Consider the following 19518-nt stretch of genomic DNA (forward strand, 5'->3'; position numbering starts at 1 on the left):
CTTGTCTCGGTGTTGTGGTTGTGGTCCGTTGGGCTGACTAGCGTATCGGAATGAGTGGTATTTTAGTTGCGTAAAAAACCGCGTCAAATGGTTTTTTTGGTTGTTACAAAACAGCCGCAAATACCATTTTTGTGAATATTTCAGCGTTTTTTTACGGCATTTTCGTTCTCGAAAAACCACTAAATGGTATTATTTTGTTTTAAAAAACCATGGTGAGATTTTGATGGTGCGCCGTATCGCCGACACACTCGTACTGCAGATTAAGCAAATGATTGCTGCCGAAGGCCTTGCGGCCGGGACCCGACTAAGCGAGCGCGGGCTGGCTGAACGCTTCCGTGTCTCGCGTACGCCGGTGCGCGAAGCGATACAGCGACTGGTGCGCGAAGGTCTGCTGGCGACCAGTGAAGATGGTGCCCATAGCATATCGAGTGCTGGCGCCTTGCTGGTGCAGTCGGGCGAAAAGCAGCTTGCGCCACCGGACCCGCTCGAGCAGGCCTATTTTGCGATTGCCGAAGACAGGTTGGCAGGACAATTGCCGGAACGGGTGACGGAGAATGAATTTGCGCGGCGGTATGACATCAGCCGAGCACAATTGGCTGCGGTCTTGCGTCGTATGGCGCAGGAGGGATGGATAGAGCGTCTGCCCGGGCATGGCTGGCGCTTTACCCCTATTCTGACGTCAGCGGCAACTTATGATCAGGGCTACCGCTTCCGTATCCTGATCGAAGCGGCTGGCATACTGGAGCCGACATTCAGTCTGAACCGTACTGCACTGGAACGTTGCGAGCAGCAGCAGCGCATGCTGCTGGAGCGGATTAATGAAGTTTCTGCGGTCGATATCTTTAATGCCAATACGCAGTTACACGAAGCCATTGCAGAATGCTCAGGCAACGTTTTCTTTATCGATTCGCTCAAGCGGCTCAATAGCCTGCGCCGCTTGATGGAATATCGTAAGACGTTTAACCGCGAAGCCAGTGCACGTCGCTGCCGTGAGCACCTGAGCCTGATTGAATTGCTACTGACAGGGCAGCAGGAGGCAGCGGCAGATTTTATACGCTTGCACTTGAGGGATGCTGCGCGTGAAAAATCGGCGCGTATAGATGGCTAGATTTTGGAATTGTCGAGACCAGTCAATTCTTTGTAAATGAGGAATATGAAGATTTTTTTTAGCATTGCAGCCGGGTTTTTCAATGGCGTAAATCTATGTGGTGTATCCGAACGTCTGTCGCGTTAAATATGGCACATTGATTTCTGTTAGATCGCCATGGAGCGTGCCAGGCCTATGCTAGGATGGTCCGAGGAGGTGCAGCTATGCCTGTGTGCATATTCGGTTTGCTCGTGCGTTTTGAGGGGCAATTTGAGGGTCGCGGACTGTTCTGTAGACTCGAAAATTCGCATTTTTCCCTCTGGCGGACCTCCCAAGTAGGCTCCCACCGTCTCCGCCAGGAAACTTTGTTAGAGAGAATCTTTAACAATCAAAGAAGCCCGCTAGCTATGAAGCTGCGGGCTTTTTTGTTTTTTGGTGGAAAATTTGTGTCACCAATACGGATCCCGAATTCTCTCGTTCAAGATGATCTCTCCCTATGATGGATAGGCCTAGCAAACACTTTTGAGGGTCAATTTGAGGGTCGCAGACTCATGTGGCTTATCGGCCTATAAGGGATCGATTTTCAGGCATTGGCTATATCCAAGAGGCCACAACCTCCGATGTGCTCCGAGTCGGCACGAGTTCTGTAGATGCTCTCCAGCCATCGATATGGGGCGAAAGGAGCAGTAATGAGTAACACGGGTTACACCGACAAATTTAAGGCAGAGGCATTGAAATAGGCGACTGAGCACGGGTATAACGTTGCCGATGTCGCCGCCCGGCGTGATGTGAGCATGCATCGCGTTTATCATTGGATGAGGTGCATTGACGCCACACCGGCGGAGCGCAAGGCATCCTGTAACCAGCAAGCATAAATTCGATGGTTCAAGGCCAAAATCAAGCGCGTTAGCGAAGAGCGAGATCTCCCTAAAAAAGCCGCAATGTATTTGGTCAAAATGTCCGGGTGAAGTACGCCTTCGTGCGCGAACATCAGGAAACCTATCCCGTGCGCCATCTGTGCAAGACGTTAGAGATTCATCCTAGCGGTTACTACGCATGGCTGCATTCCCCTGATTCGACCAGGACCATTGAACGCCTCCGCTTACTGGGTTAATGGGGGCAGGAAGTGATAAAGAACCGGCTTAAGTTGCTCTAGTGATGGCAGTCTGGTGTCGTCCGCCAAAACAAGCCGTAATGGTGTGCCCAGACCGGGCATTCAATTCGCGGCTATGACTGGCAGAATTTCCTGAAGGCCCACAATCTTCAGCAAAGCATGAGTCGTCGCGACAACTGCCATGATTACACCTTCGCTGAAAGCTTTCTCCGGCATTCGATTCATCAAGAATGATGCAGTTCTCCTACGCTACATCAAATATTTCCTTCAGCTACCAGTATCCTCAGATTGTTTCGTAGATCGAGGTGGCCCATCCATCGCCCAGACACGCAATTTAAGCAGCGTGGTTTTTTTGTATCCATGTTTGTTCTTGTGTCCTATGTTTGGTACTATGTACTAACTAATGATGCCTAGTCCCAACTAGGTCTGTTAAAACCAGATGAGTTCAAATTATGAAAACGAAAACCTTAATCAAGTTGCTAGCCATTCCGCTGACTCTCTCGTGCGCACATGCTGAGGAGGCAGCAGGTCCAGAAGTTAAGTTCAGTGGCTTTGGTACGGCTGCACTGACTTCGACCAACACCAATCAGGCGCTGTTCTCACGCCCGTTTCAGGCGGGTGGTGCTGGCACAAAGCCGCGCACCGGTGTGGACTCCAACGTTGGGTTGCAAATCGATGTCAATTTGAATGACTGGCTGACGCTGACAGGTCAGGGCGTGGTGCGCAAACTGGAGTCGGATTCCTATGGCGCAACCGGTAGCATGGCCTTCGCAAAGGCCAAGATCAATGACAACGTCAGTGTCCGGGCTGGTCGTGTGCCGCTGGCGGTATTCCTCGTCTCCGACTTCCGCAATGTCGGCTATGCCAACACGATGTTGCGACCCTCGCAGGAAGTGTATCGGCAAGTTCCCAACGATAGCCTAGATGGTGCAGATGTGGAATGGCGTCATGAACTGGGCGCATCTACGCTGACAACTGAATTGGCATATGGTAGTTCCGTTGCAAAGCTGGCAGGACAAACGGTGAAGTTCTCTAATGCCAAAGTCCTCAATCTGATTCTGGAACGTGGCCCTGTCACGGTACGTTTAGGTCGCGACGAAGGACGTATGAATGTTGAGCAGGAGGGCATCTCGGTAGCCAAGGCCAAGGTGTCGTTTACGGCCCTGGGTTTCACGCTGGACCAGGGTAACGTGGTACTGCAGTCGGAATATACGATTGCGCGCGGTGCTGGCGAAAACACCAAGGGCTGGTACGCCATGGGCGGATACCGCTTTGGCAAATTACTGCCTTTTGTTAGCCATGGCAAAGCCACAGGGGAAGGTGCGCAAACCACTGACAGCGTAGGGCTGCGCTGGGATGCCTTCCGCTCTGCGGATATCAAATTCCAATTAGACCGTGTCAAGCCTAAGGGTATTGGCATGTTCAATGAGGCGAAACCGTCATTCCGAGGCCCGGTCACGGTTGGCGCAGTCGCGATTGATTTCGTATTCTAAGGAGAATGAAATGCAGAAGTTCGTATATTCGTGCGTATATGCCGCGCTGCTGGGTTTTGTTGTGCCGGCGTATGCCGAAGTAGTTGTGATCGCGCATCCCAGCGCCCCGGAAGCCACACTCAGTAAGGATGAGGTTGCGCAGTGTTTTCTGGGAAAATCATCGGCCTTCACGCCGGTCGACCAGTTAGAAAATGCTGCTATCCGTGCAGAGTTTTACCGCAAGGTCGCTGATAAAGATCAGGCGCAGGTGCGGGCCCTCTGGGCCAAACTGGTCTTCACGGGCAAAGGCACGATGCCTAAGGAATTGGGCGGGAACGCAGAGGTGAAGCGCGCGGTTGCTGCTAATCCGAAGACTATCGGATACATAGACAAGAGTGCGGTTGATGCCACTGTAAAAGTGATCTACACCCTTCCTTAATCAAGATCACCTGAGTCCGAATTCAATATGAGTATCAAACGTACTATCTGGTCCCTGCCAGTCGTCTCTATCGTTGTTTTTGCATTGGGTATAGGCGGCAGCTCCCTCATCGCAACAGACGCTTTACACGCTATCAATCGAACGGAGCACTTAGATTATCCGTTAATGGATGTTATTAAGGAGCTCAATCAAGAGGTGAACAGCATCACGGATGGCTTACGCGATGCGGTCAGTGAGGGCGAGCAAAGCCGACTCGCTCCTATCTCGGAGCAGGCCGCGAAAGTGCGTTCGCACTTTGAGCGGCTATCTGCATTGCAAGGACAGCAGATCGCTGGCGCCCGGTTGGCGAGCGAGTTTGATGCTTATTTCATGGCCGCATTCAGTGCTACCCGTATTATGTTGAAGCTGGAGGAGGGTGATTTTCAGCCGGTCATGGAGAAAATGCAGCAGGCGCAGCGTATTCTCCAGACCGATCTGACTCAAGCTAGTGCCGATGCACAGCGCCAGTTCCAGGATGGCATCGAGCGCAGTGGCTCCGGGGTCAGGCAGGTGCTCTGGACCATGGTGCTGACGGTGGTGATGGTAGCCTTGGGGCTGATCACTTCTTCATGGTTTGTGGTGCGCGCCATCTGGCGCCAGCTGGGGGGCGAGCCGGAATATGCGCGTGCCATTGCGCAGGCGGTGGCACGTGGCGATCTGTCCATGGAGATCCGCACCAAGTGCGGCGATAGCGTGCTGGCGGCACTCGGTGAGATGCAGCAGCGTCTGGCAACGCTGGTGGCAGAGATCAAGGGCACTGCCAATGCGATTGCGAGCGCGAGTAGTGAGATTGCGCGGGGCAGTGTAGACCTTGCCGGCCGTACTCAAGTGCAGGCAGAGGATCTGGAAGTCACCAGTCGCTCTATGCTGGCGCTCAATGCTGCGGTCGAGCAGAATACGCAGCATGTCAATACAGCGAGCCAGCTGGTCAATGAGACTTCTACGATAGCTACGCGAGGGGGGCAATTAGTGGACAGTGTCGTCACTACTATGGGAGAGATCAATGAGTCGTCCGGAAAGATTGTCGACATTATCGCGGTAATCGATGGTATCGCCTTCCAGACCAATATTCTGGCACTGAACGCAGCCGTCGAGGCGGCACGCGCTGGTGAGCAAGGACGGGGATTTGCGGTGGTCGCTAGTGAAGTTCGCCAGCTGGCGCAGCGCAGCGCTGCAGCGGCCAAAGAGATCAAGGAGCTGATAAATGACTCGGTTGCCAAAGTCGAAGCAGGCGGCGTGCTAGTTAATGATACGGGAGTGACCATGCGTCAGATTGTGGCTTCTGTCTGTCAGGTGGAAGCCATCATGGGGGAAATCAAAGCGGCCGGTATGCGCCAGGCTGGCGGGATTGAGCAGATAGGGCGGGCAATTACCAGTATGGATAAGATGACTAGCCAAAATTCGGCGCTGGTCGAAGATGCTTCTGCTGCGGCTGAGTCGCTGTCGGATCAAACCACGCAACTGACGGCTTCACTCGCAGTATTTCGGCTAGCAGCATTCAAGCGCAGTGCGATCAAATTATTGACCTAGTATCCGCTAGCCCTTTAGCTACTTCGGACATTTCGGTTCCGCCCATCCTGAGTAGCTTTTTCCTTTTCTACAAAAAAGAGAGACTACGCAGGATGAGCATCCCACGTAGTCTTCATCTCGGACCCAATATCACCGATAGTCAGCTTGCGAAACTGCGCTGGCGGATATGTTTGCGCAGGAAGGCAAGCTGTAGGGCTATGCTCTGCTGGCACACTTGCTCGCTCGTCAGGTGGAGCTCGAAGTGGTTTCCATCCAGAAGATGAAATTCGCAGAAGGGTATCCGTTGTGCAGTCCGAGCGGCAGCACTGGCTGGGGTGACCGAGTCTCGGCTGCCGGCAATAATCAGTGTAGGCACTTGTACTTCTCGTGCATATCGGATGGGACTATAGAACGGTAGCTCCAGGAAGATGCGGGACAGTACTTTATTTTCCCAAACTGCCCCCGGCGGATTCAGTTTTGCATAGCCATCCCAGCATTCCGGACTGGTCAATGCAGCCAGTTCGCCCGGATGCCCCACGATACGGCTGTAGTGGGGTTTGCCGAACAGGCTACCAATCCGGTCGCGCAGCGCTGCAATCGTCAGTCTCGTGCTGATATGCAGCGGCACTTGCAGCACGCTAGCGATCCCGCTGACATGTGGTACCTGTGCGATAACAGCACGGATGCCTGCTTCGCGCGCAGCAGTGCAGATAACATGCCCGCCAGAGAACGATGTGCCCCACAGGATGATGTTATCTACATCGATGTTCGAGAAGTTTCTCACATGATTGAGCGCCGCCTTCCAGTCCGCTAGATGGCGGCGTGGGCTGATCCAGTGCCGCGGCTCTCCCGCGCTGTCACCGAAATTGCGGTAATCGAAGAAGAACACGGCATACCCATCATTTACAAAATGCTGTGCGATCTGCGGGAGCGCCGCCATCCGAATTCCACCAAAGCCGTTAGCCATCAGGATGAGAGGAGGACACTGGGCTGCCGTTGGCAGCATGAGGGTGCCGATACAACTGACCCCCTCACTGGAAAACAGCGAATCGATATGCAGAACGCTCATGCCGCGCGGCGATTAATTGACTCGACCTTGGCCTTGCTTGGGCCGGTGAGTTCAAGTGAGGCATCGCCGACCGGGTCGTTCAGGAACATGTTTCGATCCGACTTCAGGTTGTTGACAACGCGCCATGGCAAGGAACGTCCTTGACGCGGGAGAATTTCCTGCCGGCGTGTGACATAACCAGCGTGTATCGATGAAAGAACTGATTCTTCCAGTTTCTGCCCGACCGGTGCGCGCGGGATGACGACATCTTTGCCCAAGTTCTCCATGTGCTCCCAAAGTCGGCACAGATAATTGGCCGACATTTCGATCTTCACTGTCCAGGGTGCGTTGGTATAGCCGAACAAGTAAGCAAAGTTGGGAACGTTCTCCAGAAGTACGCCTTTATAGGTCAGCAGCTTTCCGGGCTCGACTTTGGTTCCATCCACGGACACGTTCATGCCGCCCAATGATTGCAGTACCAGGCCGGTTGCTGTGATGATAATGTCGGCTTCCAGCAGCTTCCCAGACTCCAGCAGAATGCCTTTTTCAGTGAATGTCTTGATTTTGTCGGTTACAACAGATGCCTTGCCCTCTCGTAAAACCCGGAACAGATCGCCATCAGGTACCGCGCACAGGCGCTCGTCCCATGGATTGTATTTCGGGGTGAAATGACGCATGTCGACGTCCTTGCCGACCTGTTTCTCGACGTGATTGAGCAACCATGAGCGTACCTTTACTGGCCAGCGACGAGCGGCCTTAAAGATCAGTTGCTGCAGACGTAAATTGCGCCAGCGCGCCATGCTATACACCCAGCTCAACGGGAGTATGCGACTGAGCACGGCAGCGGCTATATCGTAGCCAGGCACCGACATGACATAGCTTGGCGAGCGCTGGAGCATGGTGATGTGCTGGGCTGTTTCGGCCATAGCCGGTATCAGCGTTACGGCTGTCGCACCACTACCGATCACGACAATGCGCTTGTTCCGATAGTCGAGATTTTCCGGCCAATGTTGCGGGTGTATGCGCAGGCCGGCGAAGTTCTCTTCGCCAGGGAATGTTGGTAGATATCCCTGATCGTGATTATAGTAACCCGTGCAGGAGACCAACTGTTTGCAGGTAAAGCTGAGTTTTTCACCGCTCGCTACGTCGTGTGCGCTGATGGTCCAGCATCGATGTTCGGACGACCAGTTGGCTCCCTCGATCATGGTGCCAAAGCGGATCAGACGATCGACCCCGTGTTCGCGTGCAGCATCTTCAATGTACTGGCGGATGGCGGGGCCGTCAGCCAGCGTCTTGTGCTGATTCCACGGCCTGAATGAGTAGCCGTAAGTGACCATGTCCGAATCCGAGCGGATCCCTGGATAGCGGAACAGATCCCAAGTACCGCCAATGGCCTGACGCCGTTCTAAGATGGCTACACGCCGGCCGGGGCTTTCACGCTTCATGTGGCACGCCATGCCGATGCCAGACAGGCCGGCGCCAATAATCAGTACGTCAAAGTGCGATTTCATTAGAAAGTCTCCCTTATGTGTTTATTAACCGTAATGCACTATAGCCAGTTGATTAGTAGGGTGCTTGACATAGTGAGACAAATTATTTACATTTTGAGACATGGAGCCTACTGTTCGCGCGAGAGGGTTGCTCGGTTATCCTGTGCTGATGCGGGAGCTAGGCTGTGATCCTGAGCCACTGATGCGTCGATATCACATCGACCCGGCCTTACTGGGGCAGGAGGATGCGTGGGTGTCGCTACGCGCGGCGACGCATTTGATGGAAGCTAGTGCGGAGGCGACGGGTTTGGGGGACTTCGGTTTGCGACTATCGGCGTACCAGAGTATCGAGGTGCTCGGGCCGCTGGCGATCGTTATACGTAACGCGCCGACCGTGCGGGAAGCACTCAATGATGTGATCCGCTATCTGTTTGTGCAAAGCCCAGGCATCATAGTTTCGGTCGATGAACGTAACTCTCCGATAAAGGATACCGTAGCGGTATCTGTTGAGGTTAGAATTCCAGGCCCGACAGTGACGCGCCAGAATAGCGATCTCTGTCTGGCCGATGCGCACAATTTCTTGCGCCTGTTTGCTGGTGCTAATTATGAGTTGTGTGCTGTGTCGCTTTCGCATCAGCCTATAGTCAGTCGCGCGGTTTATGAGCGATTCTTCGCCACTCGGTTGCTGGAGGAGCCAACTGGTGCAACGTTGTATATTTCGCGTAAGACCTTTGCTGCTAATCTGGAAGGTGCGAATGCTTCGTTCCGTCAGGTAGCCGAAGACTATATCTTTCGTACTTTCGGCATTGCAGAGCAGGGAGTTGCCGAACGAGTGCGTAGTGCACTAAGAAGGACACTCGGCACGACCAGTTGCAACAAGACGAGTATCGCGGCACTACTGGCACTGCATCCGCGCACGCTCCAGCGCCGTCTGGCAGAAGAGGGCGTATGCTTTGAGCTGATCAAGGACGAAGTACGCAAGCAGCTGATGCTGCAATACTTATGTGGCACGCGTCTGCCACTTGGTCAAATTGCGCTGATGTTAGGTTTTCCTGCCCAGTCCGCGCTTTCGCGCGCCTGCCGACTGTGGTTTAACGCGACACCTATGGCGATACGCGCCGGCGAAGCTATTCCTGCCTTAGATGCGTGATTAGGTGCGCACTCCCTTTAACGGATTTGCTGGGAATACCTGAAACGGACTTGCTTCCCGGTACCTTAAGTATTTTCACTGCTGTCACTACTGTCACTACCTGATCTTATTACTCACCATAGCGTCACGTGAGAGACAGTAGTCTATTCCGGCAGGCGGCTTAAGCAACGTTGGCAGTTATCGGAAAATATTTTTCGTCGAGCTTGGTTACTGCAGGAACGTAGTCCTCCCAAGCGGAAATAGCATCTATTAGCATTCGCTTTAGGATTTCTAGTTCGGGAGTGTCGCGCACTTTGCTTCCAAAGAATCCGCGAACTCGACTAGTAAGATGAACTCGAAACTCGCCCTTGTCAGGATCATCGCAAAAGATGTCCACCGCAAGTTTGACGTCAGCGTACTTAAACCCAATATGCCATCCCCAGTCTTCCTCAATCGGGTCTAGTTCCCCATAACGTGGGGTAAGTGCAGGGAGCAAGGCCTCAGCGATCAAATCACCACCTACACAGCAGTTATTGCAATAGCTTTCGCGCTCAACCTGCGCTATAGATTTCACAAAAGAGAGTTCGTAAGGCATTTGGTCCCAGCGTATACGTTGGTCGAAAATACAAGCTCAGCCATGCTGTTAGTCTGCTAATGGCCGAATCTTGACTTCAAATAGTTGCTTTGCATCGCAATTTCTTGGTGTGGCGTTCTCATGGTAGAGGTCCGCTAAATACTCACATAGCTCGGATTCCTCAATATCTTTAGGCACGATGAAATCTGCCGGCCTCCGTTTTCCATCTGCCCCAAGGTAGTAGCCTTGCCAAGCGCCGTATGAGCCTTTCACGGCGATGAGCTTTCCGAAGATATTAAATCTCAATTCTTTCACTAGTACTCCCTCATCCCCTGTGTCTCCAACCGAGGTAGAGCTCGGCCGATGTCCAAAGGATACCATCCTGCACATTTGAAAAATGCGCGAAATCTCACTGCTAGCAGCGCCGAGGCTGTGCGCATCTGAATGGCGGCGAACTATAGGAGAAAGGGGCAGCCCCTCGTGAGGATGCGGGGCGTTAATTCATGAGAACAGGCGGCGGCAGTCGTGAGATTGCTCAGTACTTGGCTGCGCGATGTCCTGCGTAGAGCGCAAGTTCCTCTTTTACCTGAGTGCGGATCCGGCTATCACATCTGGAAATTCTCTGCCCGGCTAAATCCATCAATATTGGCCCGGCAGGCTGGTATTGGCGCTGGTGTCTCATTTTTTACACTTGTTTGTCTTTTTGACCTAAGTTTGTTACTCTGTCCTACTTGAGGCAAGGCGCGGCGCTCTTGTCCTAAATCAGATTGGGAGTGACTTCAGTGGGAGAGACAATGTGCAGTACTGGATTTGACAAAGAAGCGGTAGTGGATAAGCCGGCGCTTTCGCGGCGAGGATTTCTTGGCATCGCAGCGAGCGTCACGGCAGGTGCCACGGCGACTATTCTGCCTAACATGGCAAATTCCGCTGTCGCAGGTAGCGAACGTGACGTCCTTGACGTAGCAATCATAGGCGCAGGTCTAGCGGGGCTGACAGCGGCACGCGATCTGCGCCGCGCCGGTTGCGAGTCCTTTGTCATACTCGAGGCGCGTGATCGTGTCGGCGGGCGCACGTACAACCATGATCTCGGTAACGGTTACTTCTCCGAGGCTGGAGGTCAGTGGATAGGTCCAGGGCAAACGGCGATTGCCGATCTGGCTCGTGAGTTAGGGATCGGTACTTTCCTCACCCGTTGGGAGGGGAAGTACTGCATGATGGCCGGCGATATTACTGCGCTGGTTGACTGCGAAGGATATTTTGAAACCAACCCGGAACTGCGGCGGGAGTTGGAGGAGCTCGCAAAGGGCGTGCCGAGCGCGGCGCCGTGGACGGCGAAGCGTGCGCGCGAGTTTGATTCGATGTCTTTGGCGGACTGGCTGGCGACGAAAAACCTGAGTCCGGCGGATCAACTGGGCTGGGCAATGGGCGCGCAGCTGACGACGGGGACGACGCCAAACAAGTTGTCGCTACTGCACTATCTTGCGCTGATTAATTCCGCCGGATGTAATTACTTACAGCTTGAGGCTATCAAGGGAGGGGCGCAAGAGAGTCGTATTTCTGGCGGCTCTCAGATTCTCTCCATAAAAATGGCGGAAGCATTGAGCGACAAGATACGCATGAATTCGCCGGTAATGAAGATTGAAAATTGGCAGAGCGGTCCAGCAACGATATACACCACGCAAGGTATTATCCGTGCCCGCAGCGTCATCGTGGCGCTGTCGCCGTCGCTGTGCCAGCAGATCACTTTTGATCCGCCACTGCCGGAGAAACGACGTGAGATGCAACGTCGCTGGCCAGCCTATGCCCCCATGCGCAAGACGGCCCACGTCTATAAGAAGGCTTTCTGGCAGGACAAGGGGCTGAATGGCATGATCGTTCAGCTGAATGGACCGGTGCAGTGGTGCTACGACAACTCGCCAGAGGATGGATCGTTAGGAGTCATTTCCGCATTTATCAATAACGGTATGCTGCCATCGGATCCGCAAGACGCAAAAACCGAGCTGTGCAAGATTTATGCGCGGGTATTTGGCGAAGAAGCGATGCATCCACTGCACTTCTTCGACCAGGACTGGGGTAGGGTAGACCGCTGGTCACTCAGCTGTACTTCGCCGATTCCGCCAGGATTCTTGACGCAATATGGTGATGTCTTACATCCGTCTATCGGTCGCTTGATCTGGGCCGGTACCGAGACTGCGGAAATCTGGATCACGACCATGGATGGTGCTATCCGTTCCGGTCATAAGGCAGCACTCCTGGCATTGCAGGCTGGTGCAGGGAGGAAAGCATAATGGCTAAAGCAAACAATACACCGCGTAGCGGTTTCAGCCGGCTTAAGCTGATTGGGGGGCTACTTCTATTAGCTGTCACTGTGGCGGGCGCGATTTATGGTCCTCAGCTGGTCGGCCTGATCCGTTTCAGTCATGAGTTTGACAAGATCGCAGAAGAGAGCACGCGTGTTGGCGGAAAGTGGCCGCGTGCCAGCGATGCCTGTATTGCATGTCACGGCATCAATGGCAATGCGCGCGCACAGTCTTATGCCCGTCTTGCCGGGCAACCGGAAGCCTATATTGCCAAGCAGCTCAATGCATTCGCTAGCGGTGAGCGCAGCAATCCAGTGATGACCTCGCTTGCCGTAAGTATGTCACCACAGGAGATTGCTGGACTGGCAAACCATTTCTCCAAGATGACGCCGCTGCCGAATGACACGCTACACGTTGAGAGTGTGCGTATCGCCCGAGGCGAAGCGTTGGTGAAAGCCAATAATTGTGCATCCTGTCATGGTGCAAAGTTCGAAGGAAAAGATGTTTATCCTCGCCTGGCCGGTCAGGGGTACGACTATCTGCGCGAGCAGCTCAAACGTTTCAAGAGTGGCGAGCGACATGAGAGTAGTGGTGCCATGGCAGCCATTGCGGCGGCGCTATCAGCGCAGGACGTGGACGATGTGTCGCAATTCCTGGCAAGCCGCTAGGACGGTTGCAGCCATGACAGATCGCGCATTTCTAACTCAATTTTTGCTGGAATAAGCATGGACGACAATGTACCGCTACAAGCGGATGAAACGCAGGAAGGGCTGACACGTCGCCGTTTCCTGGGTATGGCGGCAACAGCGACGGCTGCCGCGACGGCCTCAGTACTACCGCAGGCGGCCGCTGCCGCCAGCGCGCAGGGTGCTGGGCGCGATGTGCTCGACGTTGCCATCATCGGCGCCGGACTGGCAGGGCTTACGGCTGCGCGCGATTTGCGACGTGCAGGATGTGAGTCGTTCGTGGTGCTCGAGGCACGTAACCGGGTCGGTGGCAGGACCCTTAACCACGATCTCGGCAAGGGCTACTTTTCCGAGGCCGGCGGCCAGTGGATAGGTCCCGGTCAGACGGCGGTGGCGGATCTGGCACGCGAGCTCGGGGTGGGGACATTTCCCACCTATTGGCAAGGGGAAACGACTCTGCTGGCCAGCAATGCGCGCGCCGGCATTGATACACACGGAGGCTTTGGTACCGATCCGAACATTGCACACGAGTTGGAGAAACTGGCCAGAAGCGTGCCTTCCGGCGCTCCCTGGAAGTCTCCCCGTGCAGCGGAGTTCGATTCGATGTCGGTGGGTGACTGGCTGGTGAAGAAGAAAATTGCTCCTGACGATCAGATCGGCTGGTCTACCGGCCTGGCGATCACTGGCGGATCTTCACCTGCCCGCATTTCACTGCTGCACTGGCTATCGATGGTCAATTCAGCCGAGTGCAATTACGACCGGCTGGAGGCGGTCAAGGGCGGTGCGCAAGAGACCCGGATTTCCGGCGGTTCACAGATACTGTCGATCAAAATGGCGGAGGCTCTGGGCGACAAGGTCCGGCTGTCGAGTCCGGTATTGCGCATCGAGAACTGGGACAGTGGCCCTGTCATCATACACACGCCTCAGGGCGTGGTACGTGCCCGCAGTGTGATTATGGCGCTCTCGCCGCCGCTGTGCCAGCAGATCGCATTTGATCCGCCCTTGCCGGAAAAGCGCCGTGAAATGCAGCGACGCTGGCCTGCATTCGCACCGGGCCGCAAGACTGCACTCGTGTACAAGCGTCCTTTCTGGCGCGACAAGGGACTCAATGGCTGGATCTTCCAGCCCCAGGGGCCTGTGCTATGGGCGTATGACAATTCGCCGGAGGATCTGTCCTTCGGTGTCATCAACGCCTTTGTTCACATCAGTATGCTGCCCTCTGACCCCAAGCAGGCGGAGGCAGAGCTGTCCAAGGTCTATGCACAGGCATTTGGGGAGGAAGCACTACACCCGATTGCCTACCACGAGCATGACTGGCGTAAAGCTGACAAGTGGACGCTGACTTGTGTTTCGCCTATGCCGCCGGGCTTCCTGACCAAGTATGGTGAAGCGCTGCATCCGCCGCTGGGGCGTCTGATCTGGTCGGGCACGGAGACGGCCGATATCTGGGCCGGCTATATGGATGGTGCGGTTCGTTCGGGGCATCAGGCGGCGCTGCAGGCGCTGCAAGCGGTGGCAGGAGGTAAGTCGTGATGCATCGGAAGAAAACTGCGATACCCGTCAAGCGTAAGTGGTCATGGCTGGTATATGGGTTGTTCGCTGCGGCCCTCATAGTCGGCGTGATGTACGGTCCCAATCTGTATGCGCTACTACGCATCAGCAATGAGATCGATACCATCTCGCGCGAGGCTACCCAGGCAGCGGGGCCGTGGCCACGTGCCAGTGATGCCTGCATTTACTGCCACGACGGTATGCAAGGCAATGCACGTACCCAGCTTTACCCTCGCTTGGCAGGGCAACCGGCGGCCTATCTGAAGAAGCAGCTGACCGGGTTTGCCAATGGCGAGCGTCACGACCCGACCATGACACCATTTGCACTCGGTTTGTCCGAACAGGACATGGACACTATGGTCAGCCGCTTTGCCAAGATGACGCCACGCCCGAATATGACGTTCCATGCCGATGCGGTAAAGGTGGCGCGCGGCGAGGCGTTGGTCAAGTCAGGAAATTGTGTGGCCTGCCATGGGCAAAAGTTAGAGGGGCGTGACACCTATCCGCGTCTTGCTGGCCAGAGTTATGACTATCTGGTGGACCAGCTGACCAACTTCAAGAGTGGGGTGCGGCACGATGCCTCGGGCGCTATGCCAGCGATCGCTGCCAATCTTTCATCTGGCGACATCGAGGATCTGGGGCACTTCCTGGCCAGCCGCTAGGTCTGGCTACGTTGTAAGTCAGTCCGCACGTGCATGCTGGCGTGCGGATACTTTTTGCGCTGCAGTCGCAGCATCATTTCAAGGAATTTAAGCATGTTACAAAAAATCGCAAGCAGTGACTCACAGCGCTTTGCCGGACGAGTCGCTGTGGTGGGGGCGATACTGGCATGGACCATGGCCATACTGCTGATGGCCGCTGCCGGATTCGACTTCGATGCAGCGGAGAACCCCGTCTCGATGCTGGCATTCTCGGCCGAGGCGCAGAATCTCTATCGACTGGGGATGTGGGCGGATATTCTGGGCTGGTACATCCCATTTCTCGTGGTCGGGGGCTTTCTTTGGCAGCGCATGCGTCAGCGCATGGGCGTCGACGCTGATATTGCGCTGGTGAGTCTGGTGGCTTACGCCTTGCTCGGTATGGTCGGTGCCGGGATGTTGAATCTGACTTTGCCCGGATTGGCGACGCTGTATACCGGTCATGATGCGGCAGGTGTTGCAGCGGCCCAGGCAACATGGACGGCTCTACAAAATGCGGCTCAAGGTATCTGGAATATCGAAGCTCCCGTGTTGATGATCTGGGGAGCTACGGCAGCAAAGTATCTTAAGGCGGAGAGGTGGGGCTATGGTGGCCTGCTAAAATTCGATGTGGCGCTGTTTGGGATTGAATTTCTGCTGAATCTACTTGGCCGTCGTGACTTCGCGATGTCGGTGCAGATGCTGACATTGCTAATCCATCCGCTTTGGTTGCTTCTGTTTGGACTGAATCTATTGCGCCTACAACCTGTGTCTACGTCGCTTAAGGACGCGCCCCGCGGACAGGCTATTTGAAGCGAGGTAGCGTGACAAGACCTTCATGCTGTGAACATCTGCCGCGGGCACCTGTGCTGCTGAGAGTTCGGAGTCTGTATCGGCCTTAAAGATGCTAGAACGCCGGAGCAGGGCAAGTGGTCAGCGCGAGATGTTGCAAGCGAGGGCGGATGCTATCGTCCTTGCCTTGAAATGTCGTGGCCGGGCATGGTCTAGTCAGTGTGCCAGCCTTTGGCCAGGAATTGGTTCGCGTAATTCTGTCTGCGCAATGGGAGCATTTGCAGTGGTGATGTGCTTTGCGCTGTCGATGTGCGCGGCATTGACTTTTTGGTATACATACCAAACAATGGGATGTTATCTATCACTCTTTACGACAATGACATCAGCAAAAGAACCCGCCGAAAAGCCTACACGGAAAAAGCGTAACACTGTACCAGCCGTCGCGAGCGAAGTTGCGACGGCTGGTCTACGTGCCCAAGGCCTGCGCACCCGCAATGCGATTGTTGCTGTTGCCAGGACAGTACTGCTGGAAGGTGGCAGTCTGGAATTCTCACTGCGTGAAGTCGCGGCCCGTGCTGGTATCAGTATCAGCAACTTGCAGTATTATTTTCCTACCCGATTATCGGTTTTGCGTGCCGTTATCGAGCCGCAGATCGAGGCTTATCTAGTGGAATTGCGGGCAGCGTTCAATAGTGGTGCGCCTGCTAGGGAAACACTCGAGGGGCTGGCTGTCCGATCGCTGCGGGAAGCCAAGGATGCAGAAGCAACCGCACTATGGTGGCATTTTGTATCGTTTGCCGTCATCGATCCGGAATGTTCCCGCCTGCTGGACGAATGGTATGAGACCTTGACCAACGAGGTGGCACACGTGATCCGGCGCGCATATCCGCACTATACCGCCGCCGATTGCCTGCATCGTGCTACCTTGTTGATTGCGCTGGCCGATGGCATCAATTTCCAGCTTGGTGCAGGACGTCGTAAACGTCACTATACACGTGGGCTCGATGCAAAGTTCCGTGCTGCAGCTGAATGTATCTTGGGAGATAGTTTATTGACCTAGTTCGGTCTTATCGATTTGGGTACGGTAGAAAAACGACAGCAGAGCCTGTCGTTTTTTTTTAACTTTTGTTTGGTTTAATGTCCTAAGTTTGGTACGATGTACCTACTTTATGTTTGGTTGTTCAGCGGAGACCAGATTCGCCAGTTTGGTCTCTTATGGCACTGCTGATCAAGACACGATGGTGGCGCCTGGGCTACCGGATGCCTCTGAACTGAACAATTCATGCCGCTTGTGCAGACGCTTGCACCCTGATCATTTGCTCATCATTAGGTTAGTTATGGAACTTAAATACTATTTTTACTGTTTCGCCGACATTGTTCTGATCGTGTCTTCGTACATCCTCGGGCGAAAGTTGCTCAAGAAAAGGAATTACCTACTGGGTGCCGAATGGCTGGTGGTGACTTTCTCCGCGACGAATCTGCTGATCAATGCGCTGACTGAAGCGCCGCTTTTTCTCAAAATCTCGCTGTTCTGTGATGCCTTTTCCCGCAGCTTCGGCATACCGGTGATCGGTGTCATCGGACTCATGGCCGTCACGCACCGTTTCAAGCCCACAATTTTTGCCGACGTGATGCTATTTCTCGTCGGACTGGTGGTCACCGTGATTATCTGGACCACCGACGCGCTCACGGTAGTGAAGCCTTATTTCTATTTGGTGGCCTGGAGCACCTTCTCCCTTTATCTGCTGTTGCTGATACGGCAGCTGCTTGAGGTAAATGAACGTTTTCATGCGCTGAGCGTCGCGGTTTCCATGGTCTGCGGCCAAGCCATTGCTGGGACCTATGACTTCTACCGCATCCCCGGTGATGATGATCACGCCATCTTTTACACCTTCGCTATGTTGACCTGGTCCTTGCTTGGCATTTCGCTTTACTTTGCCTATTGCGCGCTGGAGCGTCATCAGTACACCGTTGCCAGCGCCCGTAAAGCCGTATCCAAAGACAGCACCTATCCAGGAAATTGAAGCACTGATTGATCTCCGCCATCCCTCCGAAGGATGGTTTTGCCCGGTAGCCGCAAGCTGCCGGGCTTTTTTATTTGTGCGTATAAGTACTGCGAGCTCATGGCAAGTGTTGTATTTTGATTCAATTATTTATTTGCTTGTCCTATCTTTGGTAATATGTCCTACATCAACTGGTGGTGAATTTTATTGCGGCGATGGTGGTATATAAAAAGGAGAAAGTGGTGAATAGAGCATTGGCTATATTGGGCATGGCGCTGGTATCTGGTGGTTTCGCGCAGGCGGCAGGCGGGGAGGTGGACGTGGCTAGACTGGGCAAGGAGTTGACGCCAGTCGGTGCTGACCGGGCCGGTAACAAAGACGGCAGCATTCCTGCGTGGACTGGCGGCGACATGAAGGCGCCACAAGGCTGGCGCGTGGGTGCGCCGCGGCCAGATCCGTACGGCAACGACAAGCGTCAATTCTCTATCGATGCGACCAACGTTGACCGCTACAAGGACAAGCTGGCCGCTGGCCAGATTGAAATGATCAAGACCGTTCCCGGATACCGGATGGACATCTACCCAACCCACCGCTCTTGCGGTTATCCTGACTTCTTCTATGACCGGACGCGGAAAAATGCGGCGAATGCCAAGCTAGCCGATAACGGGTATGAAATCGCTGAGGCGATTGGGGCGGCCGTGCCATTCCCATTGCCGCGTAACGGTGCCGAGGTCATTTGGAACCATAAGCTGAACTGGAAAGGGGAGGGCTTTGTCGCCCACTTTGCCAGCTATATTCCGCCTAAAGGCGGTGACAGCATCGGCGAAGCCATCGTGCAGGACGAGTTTGAAATGTCTCCGATGTGGTCGCCATCGAATAAAGGTCTAGCTGATGCGCGCGGGATCGAGTATCAGTTGCTAAACGTCTATACGGCGCCCCCTTCGATTGCCGGCGATGCGACGCTAGCACAGTATAACTTTGCCAAGCCTAATGATGTCTGGCTCTACTTCGCCAGTCAGCGTCGTGTGCGGCGCGCGCCGACCTACCAGTATGACGCCCCGGTATTGAATACGGAGAATCTGGAAGTGGTCGATCAATACTTCCAGTTCAACGGTCCACTAGACCGGTATAACTGGAAGCTGCTAGGAAAAAAGGAGCTCTACGTTCCCTACAACACTTATCAGCTCAATTCGCCAAGCCAGAAGGTGGCCGATGTCGTCAAACCCAAATTCTTCAGCCGCGATCTGACACGCTACGAGTTACATCGTACTTGGGTGGTGGAAGCTACGCTTAAAGAGGGGATGCGCCATACCTTCCCGAAACGTATGTTCTACATCGATGAGGACAGCTGGACCATCCTCGTGGCCGACATGTTCGATGCGCAAGGAAAAGTGTGGCGTACTGCCGAGATGGGGCCCTACATGGCCTGGGAGATTCCCGCCTGCGTCTCTGGTGCCAACAGTAGTTTCGATCACGTTAGCGGGCGTGTATTGCTTGATCGCGTCATAGGCGGTGGCAAAGACACCGACTGGCTGGCTGCGCGCGAGGGGCGGCTTAAGGCTGCAACGTTCGAGCCGGACGGCCTGCGTCGTGCTACCACCCGTTAAA

General features: G+C 54.4%; 17 protein-coding genes and 1 pseudogene. 14 read left to right on the top strand and 4 right to left on the bottom strand.

What is annotated here, in order from left to right:
* The first annotated feature begins 100 nt into the window (after positions 1-100).
* The 5 genes and pseudogenes from GTP23_RS06645 to GTP23_RS06660 all read left to right on the top strand — a co-directional run bounded on the left by GTP23_RS06645 (position 101) and on the right by GTP23_RS06660 (position 5681).
* Positions 101-1108 (top strand): GntR family transcriptional regulator, encoded by a 1008-nt coding sequence (locus GTP23_RS06645; protein ID WP_229255939.1) that lies wholly within the window; start codon positions 101-103, stop codon positions 1106-1108.
* A gap of 1128 nt (positions 1109-2236) precedes the next feature.
* Positions 2237-2414, top strand: a pseudogene (locus GTP23_RS23150) (IS3 family transposase); the annotation flags it as partial.
* A 239-nt stretch (positions 2415-2653) separates the two neighbouring features.
* Complete coding sequence (locus GTP23_RS06650) at positions 2654-3694, top strand: hypothetical protein (protein WP_161034355.1); 1041 nt, start codon at positions 2654-2656, stop codon at positions 3692-3694.
* Positions 3695-3704: 10 nt separating this feature from the next.
* Positions 3705-4112 carry a type 2 periplasmic-binding domain-containing protein gene (locus tag GTP23_RS06655; RefSeq protein WP_161034356.1) on the top strand — a complete coding sequence of 136 codons (408 nt, stop codon included), beginning with the start codon at positions 3705-3707 and terminating at the stop codon, positions 4110-4112.
* A gap of 27 nt (positions 4113-4139) precedes the next feature.
* On the top strand, positions 4140-5681 hold the full coding sequence (locus GTP23_RS06660; protein WP_161034357.1) for a methyl-accepting chemotaxis protein: 1542 nt from the start codon (positions 4140-4142) through the stop codon (positions 5679-5681).
* 139 nt (positions 5682-5820) lie between these two features.
* On the opposite strand, the gene GTP23_RS06665 is transcribed toward GTP23_RS06660, so the two are convergent.
* Entirely contained in the window at positions 5821-6729 is a 909-nt protein-coding gene (locus GTP23_RS06665) for an alpha/beta hydrolase (protein WP_161034358.1), read from the bottom strand.
* Positions 6726-8219, bottom strand: a complete 1494-nt coding sequence (locus tag GTP23_RS06670) for a flavin-containing monooxygenase (protein ID WP_161034359.1) — start codon at positions 8217-8219, stop codon at positions 6726-6728. The genes GTP23_RS06665 and GTP23_RS06670 overlap by 4 nt, the downstream gene beginning before the upstream one ends.
* 148 nt (positions 8220-8367) lie before the next feature.
* Here GTP23_RS06670 and GTP23_RS06675 point away from each other — a divergent pair, with 148 nt between their 5' ends.
* Entirely contained in the window at positions 8368-9348 is a 981-nt protein-coding gene (locus GTP23_RS06675) for an AraC family transcriptional regulator ligand-binding domain-containing protein (RefSeq protein WP_267874486.1), read from the top strand.
* A 160-nt stretch (positions 9349-9508) separates the two neighbouring features.
* Here GTP23_RS06675 and GTP23_RS06680 read toward each other — a convergent pair whose 3' ends face one another.
* Together GTP23_RS06680 and GTP23_RS06685 are read right to left on the bottom strand one after the other, a co-directional pair.
* Positions 9509-9922: a hypothetical protein gene (locus tag GTP23_RS06680; RefSeq protein ID WP_161034361.1), complete on the bottom strand. Its 414-nt coding sequence runs from the start codon at positions 9920-9922 to the stop codon at positions 9509-9511.
* 48 nt (positions 9923-9970) lie between these two features.
* On the bottom strand, positions 9971-10216 hold the full coding sequence (locus GTP23_RS06685) for a DUF7661 family protein (protein WP_161034362.1): 246 nt from the start codon (positions 10214-10216) through the stop codon (positions 9971-9973).
* A gap of 479 nt (positions 10217-10695) precedes the next feature.
* Between GTP23_RS06685 and GTP23_RS06690 the strand changes: the two genes are divergently transcribed.
* The 8 genes from GTP23_RS06690 (at position 10696) to GTP23_RS06725 (ending at position 19517) form a co-directional block, all read left to right on the top strand.
* Positions 10696-12189 (top strand): flavin monoamine oxidase family protein, encoded by a 1494-nt coding sequence (locus GTP23_RS06690; protein ID WP_161034363.1) that lies wholly within the window; start codon positions 10696-10698, stop codon positions 12187-12189.
* Positions 12189-12869 (top strand): c-type cytochrome, encoded by a 681-nt coding sequence (locus GTP23_RS06695; protein ID WP_161034364.1) that lies wholly within the window; start codon positions 12189-12191, stop codon positions 12867-12869. Before GTP23_RS06690 ends, GTP23_RS06695 begins: the two co-directional genes overlap by 1 nt.
* A gap of 57 nt (positions 12870-12926) precedes the next feature.
* On the top strand, positions 12927-14420 hold the full coding sequence (locus tag GTP23_RS06700) for a flavin monoamine oxidase family protein (RefSeq protein WP_161034365.1): 1494 nt from the start codon (positions 12927-12929) through the stop codon (positions 14418-14420).
* Positions 14420-15100, top strand: a complete 681-nt coding sequence (locus GTP23_RS06705) for a c-type cytochrome (protein ID WP_229256001.1) — start codon at positions 14420-14422, stop codon at positions 15098-15100. The genes GTP23_RS06700 and GTP23_RS06705 overlap by 1 nt, the downstream gene beginning before the upstream one ends.
* A gap of 93 nt (positions 15101-15193) precedes the next feature.
* Positions 15194-15928 carry a hypothetical protein gene (locus tag GTP23_RS06710; RefSeq protein ID WP_161034367.1) on the top strand — a complete coding sequence of 245 codons (735 nt, stop codon included), beginning with the start codon at positions 15194-15196 and terminating at the stop codon, positions 15926-15928.
* 247 nt (positions 15929-16175) lie between these two features.
* Entirely contained in the window at positions 16176-16967 is a 792-nt protein-coding gene (locus GTP23_RS06715; RefSeq protein WP_229255941.1) for a TetR/AcrR family transcriptional regulator, read from the top strand.
* Positions 16968-17244: 277 nt separating this feature from the next.
* Positions 17245-17931 (top strand): hypothetical protein, encoded by a 687-nt coding sequence (locus tag GTP23_RS06720; RefSeq protein WP_161034368.1) that lies wholly within the window; start codon positions 17245-17247, stop codon positions 17929-17931.
* Positions 17932-18107: 176 nt separating this feature from the next.
* Positions 18108-19517: a DUF1329 domain-containing protein gene (locus tag GTP23_RS06725; RefSeq protein WP_371866836.1), complete on the top strand. Its 1410-nt coding sequence runs from the start codon at positions 18108-18110 to the stop codon at positions 19515-19517.
* The last annotated feature ends 1 nt before the right edge of the window (position 19518 follow it).

Source organism: Duganella fentianensis, assembly GCF_009857835.1.
Taxonomy (GTDB): Bacteria; Pseudomonadota; Gammaproteobacteria; order Burkholderiales; family Burkholderiaceae_D; genus Rugamonas; species Rugamonas fentianensis.

Coding starts and splice junctions, on each gene's coding strand:
- GTP23_RS06650 (WP_161034355.1), top strand. CDS start 2,654: ATGAAAACGAAAACCTTAATCAAGTTGCTAGCCATTCCGCTGACTCTC.
- GTP23_RS06655 (WP_161034356.1), top strand. CDS start 3,705: ATGCAGAAGTTCGTATATTCGTGCGTATATGCCGCGCTGCTGGGTTTT.
- GTP23_RS06660 (WP_161034357.1), top strand. CDS start 4,140: ATGAGTATCAAACGTACTATCTGGTCCCTGCCAGTCGTCTCTATCGTT.
- GTP23_RS06665 (WP_161034358.1), bottom strand. CDS start 6,729: ATGAGCGTTCTGCATATCGATTCGCTGTTTTCCAGTGAGGGGGTCAGT.
- GTP23_RS06670 (WP_161034359.1), bottom strand. CDS start 8,219: ATGAAATCGCACTTTGACGTACTGATTATTGGCGCCGGCCTGTCTGGC.
- GTP23_RS06675 (WP_267874486.1), top strand. CDS start 8,368: ATGCGGGAGCTAGGCTGTGATCCTGAGCCACTGATGCGTCGATATCAC.
- GTP23_RS06680 (WP_161034361.1), bottom strand. CDS start 9,922: ATGCCTTACGAACTCTCTTTTGTGAAATCTATAGCGCAGGTTGAGCGC.
- GTP23_RS06690 (WP_161034363.1), top strand. CDS start 10,696: ATGTGCAGTACTGGATTTGACAAAGAAGCGGTAGTGGATAAGCCGGCG.
- GTP23_RS06695 (WP_161034364.1), top strand. CDS start 12,189: ATGGCTAAAGCAAACAATACACCGCGTAGCGGTTTCAGCCGGCTTAAG.
- GTP23_RS06700 (WP_161034365.1), top strand. CDS start 12,927: ATGGACGACAATGTACCGCTACAAGCGGATGAAACGCAGGAAGGGCTG.
- GTP23_RS06705 (WP_229256001.1), top strand. CDS start 14,420: ATGCATCGGAAGAAAACTGCGATACCCGTCAAGCGTAAGTGGTCATGG.
- GTP23_RS06710 (WP_161034367.1), top strand. CDS start 15,194: ATGTTACAAAAAATCGCAAGCAGTGACTCACAGCGCTTTGCCGGACGA.
- GTP23_RS06715 (WP_229255941.1), top strand. CDS start 16,176: ATGGGAGCATTTGCAGTGGTGATGTGCTTTGCGCTGTCGATGTGCGCG.
- GTP23_RS06720 (WP_161034368.1), top strand. CDS start 17,245: ATGGAACTTAAATACTATTTTTACTGTTTCGCCGACATTGTTCTGATC.